12 protein-coding genes, 2 pseudogenes and 1 other annotated feature are annotated in these 12,227 nt (G+C 35.0%); of the genes and pseudogenes, 3 read left to right on the top strand and 11 right to left on the bottom strand.

The features are described 5' to 3' along the window. The first annotated feature begins 14 nt into the window (after positions 1-14). The gene (gene msrA / locus ABH961_RS04290; protein ID WP_001291868.1) at positions 15-551 is read left to right on the top strand and encodes a peptide-methionine (S)-S-oxide reductase MsrA; all 537 of its coding nucleotides are present in this window, start codon (positions 15-17) and stop codon (positions 549-551) included. A 163-nt stretch (positions 552-714) separates the two neighbouring features. Here the strand turns inward: msrA and ABH961_RS04285 are convergent, their stop codons facing one another. The 8 genes and pseudogenes from ABH961_RS04285 to ABH961_RS04250 all read right to left on the bottom strand — a co-directional run bounded on the left by ABH961_RS04285 (position 715) and on the right by ABH961_RS04250 (position 5,962). Beyond that, on the bottom strand, positions 715-915 hold the full coding sequence (locus ABH961_RS04285) for a hypothetical protein (protein ID WP_098080534.1): 201 nt from the start codon (positions 913-915) through the stop codon (positions 715-717). Between the two features lie 204 nt (positions 916-1,119). Continuing rightward, a complete protein-coding gene (locus ABH961_RS04280; RefSeq protein WP_098080532.1) occupies positions 1,120-2,016 on the bottom strand; it encodes an RCC1 domain-containing protein in 897 nt (298 codons plus the stop codon). 164 nt (positions 2,017-2,180) lie between these two features. Beyond that, positions 2,181-2,447 (bottom strand): annotated as a pseudogene (locus ABH961_RS04275) (FusB/FusC family EF-G-binding protein); the annotation flags it as partial. Positions 2,448-2,590: 143 nt separating this feature from the next. Beyond that, positions 2,591-3,721, bottom strand: a complete 1,131-nt coding sequence (locus ABH961_RS04270; protein ID WP_404518935.1) for an RNA-guided endonuclease InsQ/TnpB family protein — start codon at positions 3,719-3,721, stop codon at positions 2,591-2,593. Next, entirely contained in the window at positions 3,721-3,849 is a 129-nt protein-coding gene (locus ABH961_RS04265) for a hypothetical protein (protein ID WP_000672785.1), read from the bottom strand. The genes ABH961_RS04270 and ABH961_RS04265 overlap by 1 nt, the downstream gene beginning before the upstream one ends. Before the next feature lie 513 nt (positions 3,850-4,362). Then, positions 4,363-4,737 (bottom strand): annotated as a pseudogene (locus ABH961_RS04260) (FusB/FusC family EF-G-binding protein); the annotation flags it as partial. Between the two features lie 110 nt (positions 4,738-4,847). Beyond that, positions 4,848-5,534, bottom strand: a complete 687-nt coding sequence (locus tag ABH961_RS04255) for a DUF421 domain-containing protein (RefSeq protein ID WP_048543294.1) — start codon at positions 5,532-5,534, stop codon at positions 4,848-4,850. A gap of 164 nt (positions 5,535-5,698) precedes the next feature. Beyond that, entirely contained in the window at positions 5,699-5,962 is a 264-nt protein-coding gene (locus tag ABH961_RS04250; RefSeq protein WP_048543295.1) for a CD3324 family protein, read from the bottom strand. A 326-nt stretch (positions 5,963-6,288) separates the two neighbouring features. On the opposite strand from ABH961_RS04250, the gene ABH961_RS04245 reads away from it, so the two are divergent. Continuing rightward, positions 6,289-6,993, top strand: coding sequence for a polysaccharide deacetylase family protein (locus tag ABH961_RS04245; protein WP_048543296.1), 705 nt, complete (start codon positions 6,289-6,291; stop codon positions 6,991-6,993). A 39-nt stretch (positions 6,994-7,032) separates the two neighbouring features. Here the strand turns inward: ABH961_RS04245 and ABH961_RS04240 are convergent, their stop codons facing one another. Beyond that, positions 7,033-8,370, bottom strand: a complete 1,338-nt coding sequence (locus tag ABH961_RS04240; protein WP_001088193.1) for a sodium-dependent transporter — start codon at positions 8,368-8,370, stop codon at positions 7,033-7,035. Positions 8,371-8,672: 302 nt separating this feature from the next. After that, positions 8,673-8,895, bottom strand: a binding site (T-box leader). Between the two features lie 220 nt (positions 8,896-9,115). On the opposite strand from ABH961_RS04240, the gene ABH961_RS04235 reads away from it, so the two are divergent. Then, the gene (locus ABH961_RS04235) at positions 9,116-10,750 is read left to right on the top strand and encodes a putative polysaccharide biosynthesis protein (protein WP_048543297.1); all 1,635 of its coding nucleotides are present in this window, start codon (positions 9,116-9,118) and stop codon (positions 10,748-10,750) included. 38 nt (positions 10,751-10,788) lie between these two features. Here ABH961_RS04235 and ABH961_RS04230 read toward each other — a convergent pair whose 3' ends face one another. Next, complete coding sequence (locus ABH961_RS04230; RefSeq protein WP_048543298.1) at positions 10,789-11,613, bottom strand: DUF4037 domain-containing protein; 825 nt, start codon at positions 11,611-11,613, stop codon at positions 10,789-10,791. Positions 11,614-11,706: 93 nt separating this feature from the next. Beyond that, the gene (locus ABH961_RS04225) at positions 11,707-12,219 is read right to left on the bottom strand and encodes a GNAT family N-acetyltransferase (RefSeq protein WP_048543604.1); all 513 of its coding nucleotides are present in this window, start codon (positions 12,217-12,219) and stop codon (positions 11,707-11,709) included. Positions 12,220-12,227: the final 8 nt, after the last annotated feature.

Here is a 12,227-nt window from a genome sequence, read left to right as displayed (position 1 = left end):
GGAGGATTACAACAATGTCCGAAAAAACATACGAACTCGCAACCTTCGCAGGCGGTTGCTTTTGGTGCATGGTAAAGCCATTTGATGAACTTCCTGGTATTCATAAAGTACTTTCTGGCTATGCAGGTGGTCATGTAGAAAACCCAACATATGAACAAGTAAAAGCTGGTACATCTGGTCATTTAGAAGTTGTACAAATTACATTCGATCCTTCTATTTTTCCATATGAAAAATTACTAGATTTATATTGGCCACAAATCGATCCAACTGATGATGGCGGACAATTCTTTGACCGCGGTCCCTCTTATCGCACTGCTATTTTTTATCATAATGAAACGCAAAAAGAGCTTGCTGAAAAATCAAAACAGGCTCTTGCAGAAAGCGGTATGTTTAAAGAGCCAATCGTAACTGAAATTCGCCCGGCTGCACCTTTTTATGAGGCTGAAGAATACCATCAACATTTTTATAAAAAAAATCCGGAGAAATATGCTACTGAGCAAAAAGAATCTGGCCGTGAAGACTTTATAAAAGAAAATTGGCAAAAAAAATAATAAAAATGCATCGTACCTTTTAAGTACGATGCATTTTTATCTTTGAAAAAAGTACCATACAATGATGAGAACAACCGCTGTCAATGTCCAAAGTGCGATTTCATTTTTCACTCTACTCTTTTTCTTATTCATTTCCTCTCCTCCTAATAGAAATACAACATATTCAAGATTTCCTCTGTTTCATTGTCCACCTTATATACGTGAATACATCCTTACAAATTTTTATAACAAGACCACCGACGATTCCGATTGCAATTGAAATTACTAACATCTGTACAAAACTAAAAGTAGTTGTGTATGTCATGTAGATAACAATGCATACAAGTAAAACATCCGGTAAAGAAAGCAAAAACTTTTTAAGCATTTCTTCAGCTCTCCTATGCTTTATTTGTAATTTATACTTTCTACTGTAGCTTTGAAATAAAGTTTGTTCAAAAATTCCATTTAGACACTCATTTTATGGAAAAAGAATAAGAACCTCTTTTAAAAAGGGGTTCTTATCTACATATCCTATTCCATGATTACTCCTAAAATAGAATAATATTACTAGTGATTTGTTGTGAATTAACTATTTGCCAGGCAATCGGATGTTACGCCAGCTACCTACATCGCATTGACCGTATGTATTATCACCTACTGCTACCACCGTGCCATCTAATTTCAGACCAACCGTATGCGCACAACCCGCCGCTATCGCTACAATATCACGCCAATCGCTTACATTACATTGACCATACTCATTCCAGCCGACTGCCACCACGGTACCGTCTGATTTAAGTCCGATTGTATGATTCGTACCAGCCGCTATTGCCATAATATCTTTCCAGCTGCCTACATCGCATTGACCAAGTTTATTATTACCCACTGCCATCACTTTGCCACCCGATTTCAAACCAACAGTATGAAGATAACCTGCTGCCAACTCCACCATAGCACGCCATCCACTTACATTGCATTGGCCATATCGATTATTCCCCACAGTCGTCACTGTTCCGTCCAATTTAAGACCGACTGTATGCCAGTCACCCGCCGTGACCGCCACAATATCACGCCAGCTGCTTATATTACATTCTCCTTCTTTATTTCGGCCCATCGCTATTACCGTACCATCCGGTTTAAGACCAATGGTACGACGCCACCCTGCCGCAACCGATACAATATTATGCCAGTCGTTTACATCACATTGATCATGCTTATTCCACCCCACCGCTTCCACAGTATTATCACTTTTAAGAGCGATTGTATGAGCATTACCCGTGTTCGTCGCCATATGAACATTGCCCGCTGCGACTGCTTCAATATCACACCAACCGCTTACATTGCATTCTCCTTCTTTATTTCGCCCCACTGCCACAACTGTGCCATCCGATTTAAGAGCAACTGTATGACCACGACCTGCCGCTATCGTATCTTTAGGCCACCGTTTCACTTTTAACATTTCTTCTTTCGGTGAAATGTAATTCATGTTTTACCTCCTTGCATATAAACAACTGTATCCAAATAGATATTTTTATCTAATTTCATTATAAATGACCCGACTTTTTTTATAAATTTACAGCTACAAAAGAAGCCTATTATTATTTCTTCAAAAAATAAAAACCTCCAGTTTAAATACTAGAGGTCCCTTCTTTATTTCTTCAATCGTTCAATAAAATCGTTCAATTTATCAAGTGATTTCATATTCTGATTACAAGCTACACCATCTTTGCAAATATAGTTTCCCTTTTTAACGAAAGTTCCTTGTACATCACCTTTAATTTCAACTAAAAACATCCCTACTTCTTCATGTCCATGACATAATGAACAAATGCTCTTTTTATTTAAACTTTGGAACGTTCCTTGCAGACCAACAAACTTATTTTTATCATTTTTCGCTATTATAAATTTCCTGCTTGACCGATACGATAAACTTAACTAAATCTATACAATTCAATCAAATTTACACGAGTTAGTGCTTCATCGTGTTCTCGCAACCCCAAAGGGACGAGGGGTATAACACTCCACACGAGGCAGTATCGTTACCTCCTATTATCAAGCATTTATTTTACCCATCTTGATAAATTTATCGCAGCATTTACATCCCTATCGTGATGGCTATTGCATTCGACACAACGCCACTCACGTATTTTTAAACTCCACTGTCCTTCTGGTTGAACTGAATGGTCGTATTTTACGCCGCAACATGAGCAAATCTTGCTTGAGGCGAACCATTTATCAGCTTTTACATACGCAATGCCATACTTCTCGCACTTGTATGATAAACATTGAAAGAAGAAGTGTAATTTTTGAAATGAAAATGCTTTCGATAGTTTTTTGTTTTTTAACAGGTTTGAGATAGGTAAGTCTTCCACAACAATCCTCATTGGTTTGGTTTTCACCAATTTAGCTGTTGCTTGATGGATATGGTTATTTCGGATATTCGTAATTTTCCTAGATAACCGCAGGTGCTCAGCTTTCGCTTTTTCATATCCGGCAGATTGAATTTTTACACCTTTTTTAAATCTCCTAGACATATCTCTTTGAGCTGACTTTTTCCTTTTCAAAAGTTTTTTAACCTTGGCATCTTTGTTTATATTTCGTTCTTTCGTACCATTAGAAGCTACAAACAACTCTTTTAAACCAATGTCCACACCAATCGATTCATTGGTTAGTTCTTGTGATTCAAAGTCTTCTTGGAATCCTACACTAATCCACCAGTGACGACCATCAAATGTAACTCTTGGATTGGATGGTTTTTTGTTTCTTGGTAGTTGTTGGCTTGTTTTCACTTCTCCAATAGACTGAATATGAACTACTTTCTTTCCTATAATCAGTCTTTCATAATTGGCATAAAATCCTTGAATGAAATCTTTTTTGGATTTATAAGAAGTGTGATAACCATTTTTGTACTTTTTGAACGAATTTCTTCTCGCCTTATCAAAATCTTTTGAAGCCTGTTTAGGAACTTGTGCATTGATGTCTTTTAACCACCCATATCTCTTTCGCTTCTTGATCTTTGTAAATCGTTTCTGTAAAGCTAACTGTGAAACAGATTTTCCAAATAGCTTATAGTATCTATCACTCATTCTTTTACAATAGTTATAAGCGAATCTTGCAGCACCAGCATGGTTTCTAAGCACTTGTTCTTGTTCAGGCGTTGGAATCAGTCTGACTTTCTTCGCTACTATCATCAGAATGTAACTCCTTTAATGAAAGATTTGTTCTTCTGAATAGTAGCGTGTTCCACCAGCATTCTCCTGAGACTACTCGGATGCAAACCTGTTAATTCTGATACTTGACTAACTCGTGAAAATTTCATTATTATTCTCACCTCATTGAACCTAACATAGCACGTACGTTCGATATTTTCAATGAATTTTGATAGATTCAATAAAATTTATCTTGTTCAACTAAGGGCGCAATTCCTTAGCCAGTTCTCTTATGAACTTCTCATGTTTTCACATGAGCGCAGACTATATGTTTATCTACTTAAAGATAGAGGATTTTTCCACCACCATAGGCTTGTGGTGTACTCTCGTCAGTTATACGAGATAGTCGTTGAACGTTCATCTTATCCATTTTGACTTAGATGATTCGAGGCGGAAGACCCATTGTTCTAGTGTTTAGGATTTAACCTTGCACGATCTGATTGATTTTTTCTGCTTTCGCGACATTCACGCTCGCTATTTCTAGCCACGTTGTAGTTCAATCAGCTTTAGGGATTGCCCGCAGTTAACCCTCACTACTAGCCAATCACTTGACTAGCAGGGCTTACTGATATATTTAATTAACTTTCATTATAATTGGTTAAATAAATCGTAACAGTTAGTTACCCTTTATCAATCCAGCTTAAATAAGATAATTCTTTCATGTTCAGTTCTTCCATATCAGGAAGTTTTAACTTTTTCGCTTTAGGAAATAATTTTTTTAATGTTTGCGCTGTAACTTCCTGAAACGGAATGACATACGGATTTATTTTCATTAAAAACGATTCTGCATCTTCTCTATTTTGAACTGTTAATACGGTATCAATTAACTCTTTCTGTTCATCTGTTAAATTTTCAAATACATGTATTATTTTTTCAATCGCAAGTGATTTTAATGCTTGAATTACACCTCTATCATTTGCCGTTGCATGCCCATTTGCTAAAATATAAGCTTGTGATTTTATAAAATTGTATTGATCACTTCTAATAAAAGCTTCCATCTTTATCACTCCATACAAATTGTTGATCTAGTCTTATTGTATACAATGATTCAACTTTTTGATATGTAAAAGATAACTTAGAAACGAATATTACATACATCGATTATATTTTACCGCTCCATTTCCTGACAAAAGAAACCATCGTCTGTTTTCCATTCAGCATATAATACATCCTCAAATTTAGTAATCCCTCTTTGCTTTATTTGCTTATACAGCCATCCCTCATCAAAACCAGCTTCCCTCAAATTATCTTTCACTACTTTTCCATCACTAATTAATGAAATTGGTAAGTATACAGGCTTATGTTTTAAACTTAAATCATTTATAGTAGGAGATTCATATTTGCTCTTTTTCAGAACGCTTATGTTTCCGTTAGGTTCCAAAATCATATATTCAACTTCTCGAATTGAAAAAATATCTTTTTGCTGCCTAAGCATTTGTTGTAATTGATTAATATCTAAATGATTTGAACTTAATTGTTCTCGGTCAATGTTTCCATTACGGATAATAATTGAAGGATACCCTTCAAAAAACCTTCTTGTTCCTCTTATTTTTTGTGTTATCACTTCTATTGAATAAATTAAAATTACCCAAACAAATACTGAATATAAAATAGACCACACTTTAATTTTAGGATCATATATTGAATTTCCAACGAGCTCACCAAGGACGATAGCTGAAATAAAATCAAAGGGGGTTAGCTGAGATATTTGTGTTTTCCCTAGTATTTTTGTAGCAATTAATAGAACAAAGAAACCAATTAAAAGCTCTATCGTTATTTGTCCAATATGATTCATAAATGCTCACCTTTCTGCTTTTCACTCAAATGTTCTATATTCTATTTAGTAAAAAAACGACACATTTTTCTATTATTTTGTCCATTCATACGCAATATATCCGATACATACAAAGCAAAAAAGAGTCTAGTTCAATTTAATAATTGAACTAGACTCTTTTATTTTTATTTAGAATACACGATCTTTTTAATCGTTTCTCCGGAAAGAAAATGCTCCTCTGCAAGTTGATGAATGGAAATTCCTCTTTTAAACGCTTCTTTAATAGCTTTATTTCTTTCATCTAATTGTTTTCTTCCTCCAGATCGTGTACCCCATTTATAATGTTTCGTTTCTTGTTTTGGAATGTAAATTGTTTCACCTTGTATATACTTTTGAATTTCAATAATTAAACTTTCTGGTAAAACTGTCGCAGCTTTAACGTATTTCATTTCTGCTCGCCCCTTATTTTTTATGGTTCATTTCAATAAGGTGCAAAGCCAAATATAAAAAATGATACGAGCTCATTTAGGCGATTGTATATTACTTATCTACCTCACGCAAAGTATCGCCATTTCCATACTTGGCTTTGCATGAGACGCTGCAGTGTCCGGCAATTGAATTGTAATCGCCATATAAACACCTCCTAATATACCTTTTGCATTTTATTATATGATAAATTCCTCCCCCTTGCATCCACATCCTTTTTAAAGCATGAAATTACTTAGTTTGATATAATACTTTTTAGTCCAATTCAAAAATATAGTGAGGTTGCTTTATGAAAAAGAAAATAATTATTACAATCGTTACATTATTCATTATTACTGTAGCATTATTTGGAACATACAAATTGATGAACGCAAGAAGTTTTCAATTGTTTGGAGATTTAACAAACCGAGTAGAAACAAATGAAAAAGTGATTGCTTTAACTTTTGATGATGGTCCTACGAACAATGTAAAACAAATATTACCGCTACTAGATACATACAATGCAAAAGCTACTTTCTTTTTAATCGGAAATGAATTAGAAAAAAACCTATCGTTAGGAGAATCTATCGTACAATCTGGACACCAAGTTGGAAACCATACATATTCTCATAACAGAATGGTTTTTAAAACACCTTCTTTTATTAAAGAAGAAATAGAAAAAACGAATTCATTAATCCGCCAAACAGGATATACAGGTGAAATTGATTTTAGACCACCTAACGGAAAAAAGCTAATTGGTCTGCCCTATTATTTAAATAAAAATAATATCGAAACAATCACATGGGACCTTGAACCTGATACTTTTTATAAATCTGCTGCTGATAAAATTGAATATGTTAATAAAAATGTACAACCAGGTTCTATCATTTTATTACACTCTATGTACGATGAGTCTAATGAAAATTTACAGACCATTGAAGGTATTTTAGACTCATTATCTAAGAAGGACTATCAGTTCGTAACAGTAAACGAACTGCAAAAAAGAGCAAAGTAAAAAGGTAGCGTATCATAGATCGATGCGCTACCTTTCTTTTTAAATAATGCCAAGTACATTTAAGAATACGATAATAATCGCAATTGGTGCGATAAAGCGAAGTAAGAATAACCATAATACGAACAGTTTATAGCCTTTATTTTTACTTACACCAAGCTCTTTCATTAATACATCTTTCTTCATTTTTAAAGGAACAAAGATGGAAACTAATAAAACACCAAGTGGCATTAGTACGTTACTCACTGCATAATCCGCTAAATCAAAGACTGTCTTTCCGAAAATCTTCAGATCACTTAATATACCAAATGATAATGCTGATGGTACTCCAACAACGAAGATTAATAATCCTACGATTAAAGCCATTTTTTCACGTTTCCCTTTTCCTTTTGCAGTTAAAGATGCAACGCTAATTTCTAACATCGAAATTGCTGATGTAATAGTAGCAAAGAAGAATAGTAATAAGAAAACGATGAAGAATAATTTTCCGAATGCCATTTTACTGAAAATAGCAGGTAATACGATAAATAATAGCCCCGGCCCTTGAGATGGTTCCATTCCAAATGCGAACACTACTGGGAAAATTGCAAGCCCTGCAAGTAATGTAATAACAAGCGTTAAAGCTACGATAGAAAATGCTGAACGCGGTAAACTTTCTTCTTTCGGTAAGTAAGAACTATATGTTACCATAACGGCTACCCCGACAGATAACGAGAAGAACGATTGTCCCATTGCATATAAAATGACTTCTGATGTTACGTTTGAGAAGTCAGGTTGTAAGAAGAAACGAACTCCCTCTCCAGCACCATCTAACGTAAGTGCACGAACGATTAAAACAAAGAATAAAACGAATAATGCTGGCATGAAATATTTATTTACTTTTTCAACACCATTTTGTACACCTTTACTTACGATGAAAATAGTAATAAGGATGAATAATAGCTGTGATCCAACTGCTAAATACGGATTGGAAATGATTTCACCAAACGTAGCTTCGTATGCCCCATTTCCTTCCCATAGTCTACCTGTAATTGCATTCCATAAGTATAATAAAATCCAGCCTCCTACAACACTGTAGAAAGAAAGTAATATGAAACAAGTTACAATCCCTAATTTCCCTAACCATGGCCATAATGTTTTTGGTGCGATTTCTCTATATGCATCAACAGCCTCTTTTTGTGTACTTCTTCCAATAACGAATTCAGCTAGTAATAGCGGTAAACCAATTAATAATGTGAAACCGATGAAAATAAGGAAGAATGCCCCGCCCCCTCCGATGCCGGCCATATATGGGAATTTCCAAATCGCCCCAAGACCAATTGCTGAACCTGCTGCAGCTAATACGAAACCTAATTTCGATGTCCATTGCTGTGAATTCATTTGTTAATCTCCTCTCTGTCTCTTTTTCTTTGTTTCAGTTCAGTATTTATATTGTTCTATCAATACTCTTTTCTAATACGTTCACTTCCTCCCTAATAATAAAAAAACGCCCCTACGTAAATACGTAGGGACGACAAAAATATCGCGGTACCACCCTAGTTATAAAGATACAACAAAGTTAGGACCTAAATAAAAAACGTCCCTACGCAAATACGTAGGGACGATAAATTATCGCGGTACCACCCTAGTTATGAAGCCACAACAAAGTTAGGAACTAAACAAAAAACGTCCCTACGTAAATACGTAGGGACGATATATATCGCGGTACCACCCTAGTTGTGAAACAATCTTCACCACTTTATTTGATAACGGTATAAACTACCGTCTTTCATTTCCTCAAAATATGAGATTTATGAAAGATGCTCCAGGACGAACTTCATGAATAATCTATATACTGATTCACACCAACCATCAGCTCTCTGAAATAGGGAGATATTCACTACTATACCCTTTCATTGCCCAAATATTATTTTCCGAATTGATTACTATCATTTTTATCACACATTAAAAATAGTGTCAACTTATATTTTGAATTTTTATGTATTACATTCTATTTAAAAATGCAAAATATGACTTTTAAATGAATAATATTAGAATATTTATGTTCCATACTATATTAACTTCTCTAACAGGTTTATAGTAGTATACGATAAATGCAAGACAGCACGAGTAGGAGGAAAGAATTTTGTCTACTTCAAAAGTTTTAAAAGGTACTGCTTTATTAAGTGGTGCAACAATGATTTCACGTATATTAGGTTTTATATACTTCTTCCCTTTTCAACTATTAGTCGGAACACAAGGGGTCGCTTTATATGGATATGCATACTCTTGGTACGGTATTTTATTAAGTTTCTCAACCGCTGGTATTCCTATTGCCGTTTCTAAATTTGTTGCAAAACATAATGCGCTCGGTGATTATAGTACAAGCAAAAAATTATACAACTCAAGCGTAAAATTAATGCTGTTTATGGGCTTTTTAGGGTTTTTAACTTTATTTATTGGAGCACCGTACATATCACAATTTATTATTCGCTCAAAAACGCCAGATCCACAATTTATCGCTGACGTAACACTTACGATGCGAGCATTAAGTTTCGCACTTATTATCGTACCAGCTATGAGTGTTACACGTGGCTATTTCCAAGGTTTTCAACATATGAAACCAAGTGCCGTTTCTCAAGTCGTAGAACAAATTGCGCGCGTTGTTTTCATTTTAGTTGGTAGTTTTATCGTTTCAAAACTATTAGGGGGGGCAGTCGCCTCTTCTGTTGCAGTTGCTACGTTTGGCGCTGTTATCGGAGCGCTTGCCAGCGTTTCGATTTTAATGCTGTACTGGAAAAAATATAATGGATTAAAGCCTCCCGAAGGAGAATTAAAGTCAAGGGCATCGAATATTCCATTAAAAAATATTTATATGGAATTACTTCGATATGCAATCCCAATTGTATTTGTCGGTATTGCAATTCCACTCTACACGTTAGTAGATCAATATACTGTAGCTGATGTCCTTAGGGCGATGGGCGAACCGTTAGAAACAGCGAATGCAGTTTTCGCTTATATAACGAACTACGCCCAAAAGTTAATTATGATTCCAGCTTCTCTTGCAACTGGATTCTCATTAACGATCATTCCGGCTATAACGAAATCTTATACAAGCGGGAAACTAGAAGAACTACAAGAACAAATTGCAAAGATATTTCAAGTCTTATTATTCTTCACTATCCCAGCTGCATTCGGTCTTGCTAGCATCGCTTACGATGCCTTCCGTATGGTTTATGTAAATCCTGAAATTGCACTTGGGGGATCACAATATTTAATTTCATTTGCACCTTCTGCTATATTAAGTGCGATTTTCACAGTTTCAGCAGCTATATTACAAGGAATCGATTATCAAAGAAAAACGATGATCGCTTTCTCAGTCGGTATTCTCGTTAAAGTTTTAGTAAATACACCGCTCTTACATTTATTTGGCGGACACGGTGCTGTACTTGGAACAATTCTTGGATACCTCGTTTCCAATGTTATTATGTTGTACTGCATCATTAAGTTTGCGAAATTTAAAATTGGTGAGACAGCAAAAACAGTACTTCTTATTACAATTTACTCCGCTGCAATGTCTGCTGTTGTAATTGCATTAAAAGCGATTTTAAAATGGATGATTCCTGGACAATCCTATATGGAATCACTTCTCATTGTCTTTATATGCGGCGCTGTAGGAGGGATTGTTTATCTTTTATTCGTCCTAACGAGCGGACTTGCTTCACATATTCTCGGTGATAGACTTCAACGATTACCCATACTAGGTAAATTAGTCAAATAAAAAGAAGGGAGGTAACTCATTGTTACATCCCTTCTTTTTTACTTCGCATATTGTATACGTTTTTGTTGTTCAGTAATATGTAATTCTGGAGCATATTGTTGTACTAAATGTAATAGCTCTTCAATTAACACTTCTAACTCCTGTACACTATACTCCGGTTTCCCTATTAACGTATTTGCCATACGCTCGTATAGATTTTCAGGCTTAATAATCATCCGTTCCACATTATGTGGCATCCATTTAAATGCCGGATGATGTACATACATTTTATTCAAACCAAATAAGACCCCAAATATATTTCTTTGCACTTCACAAATAACATCATATAACATAAGCCAGTCTTTTCGTTTTAAAAGCGCCTCTCGATTATGCCAGCGATTACTTAACCAAAGATTTTCTGAAATCATCCGTTTCGCTAGGTCTTCTGGATATGCCACCACTCTATCTTTTAATTCATGTACTTTCTCTTCTCCATACAAACTAACACCATCATGAACGGATGATACGATACATTGTTTTTCATAACTTATATCATATTGATCCACCACATCCGAAATAACTTTCTCTACAGTTTCAGTTAAAAAGTTACTAATCTCTAATTTAATTCCCTCTTTTGTCAAATACGTTTCCGACCATTCTTCTTCCTCGTAAGGGTGATATGACAAAATTGTTCCACCAATATAGTTAATTGGCCCTTTGCGATCCTCATCCTCTGGTGGCATTGACCATAAAATATGCAATTCTATATCTGAATGTTCATCTTCTAGTTTTCTAGCTACTGAACCCGCTAAAATAATAGTCTCTACTTTCGGATTTCTCCTATAAATCTCCGACATTTCTATTGCTTTCTCTTTTAATCCCACTTCATTTCCCCCTATAATTGCAGTACACAGTTACCTTTTCATTTATCTATTTCGATATTATGCATTGTATTCCCTTTTCAATGTCCCACTAAATCATATTTCTATCCAATAACGCTGAACAATTTCCCCAGTATGAACAGAAACTACTTCATCTTCTAACATACCGCCAACCTTTTGAATCGTTTTAGCCGAAGCGATATTAACTTTATCGCAAGTTATTAACACTTTCTGTAACCCTAACTTTTGTGCTTCATCTAATGCAAGTTGTAGTTGTTTCGTAGCGTAACCTTGACGACGTTTATTTGGATGTACACTATAACCAATATGACCGCTTTCCAGTAATAATTCTTCGTTTAATCGATGTCTAATATTCACAAAACCTATAAGTTCCCCTTTTTCAAAACTTAAAAATTGACTAGACGGTACTCGATTACCTTGTAAGTTTTCTTCCACTTCTTGTATACTCACTTTTTCAAACCATTTATCGAGAGAATCAAAATTTTGTAAAGAACTACTACCATGTGGTTTTTCATCCGTATGTAAAAATGCCTCCCGATACTCTATAATTTGTTCGCTATATTCATTTGTTGGTTTTAATAGTTTCATTGTCATTC

Source organism: Bacillus sp. RC251 (genome assembly GCF_044908765.1).
In the GTDB taxonomy this organism is placed as follows: domain Bacteria; phylum Bacillota; class Bacilli; order Bacillales; family Bacillaceae_G; genus Bacillus_A; species Bacillus_A wiedmannii.
The sequence above is the reverse complement of the archived record's forward strand: the minus strand, read 5'-3'. Positions and strand labels throughout refer to the sequence as shown.

Coding starts and splice junctions, on each gene's coding strand:
- ABH961_RS04225 (WP_048543604.1), bottom strand. CDS start 12,219: ATGAAACTATTAAAACCAACAAATGAATATAGCGAACAAATTATAGAG.
- msrA (WP_001291868.1), top strand. CDS start 15: ATGTCCGAAAAAACATACGAACTCGCAACCTTCGCAGGCGGTTGCTTT.
- ABH961_RS04265 (WP_000672785.1), bottom strand. CDS start 3,849: ATGAAATTTTCACGAGTTAGTCAAGTATCAGAATTAACAGGTTTGCAT.
- ABH961_RS04255 (WP_048543294.1), bottom strand. CDS start 5,534: ATGAATCATATTGGACAAATAACGATAGAGCTTTTAATTGGTTTCTTT.
- ABH961_RS04285 (WP_098080534.1), bottom strand. CDS start 915: ATGCTTAAAAAGTTTTTGCTTTCTTTACCGGATGTTTTACTTGTATGC.
- ABH961_RS04270 (WP_404518935.1), bottom strand. CDS start 3,721: ATGATAGTAGCGAAGAAAGTCAGACTGATTCCAACGCCTGAACAAGAA.
- ABH961_RS04240 (WP_001088193.1), bottom strand. CDS start 8,370: ATGAATTCACAGCAATGGACATCGAAATTAGGTTTCGTATTAGCTGCA.
- ABH961_RS04245 (WP_048543296.1), top strand. CDS start 6,289: ATGAAAAAGAAAATAATTATTACAATCGTTACATTATTCATTATTACT.
- ABH961_RS04250 (WP_048543295.1), bottom strand. CDS start 5,962: ATGAAATACGTTAAAGCTGCGACAGTTTTACCAGAAAGTTTAATTATT.
- ABH961_RS04280 (WP_098080532.1), bottom strand. CDS start 2,016: ATGAATTACATTTCACCGAAAGAAGAAATGTTAAAAGTGAAACGGTGG.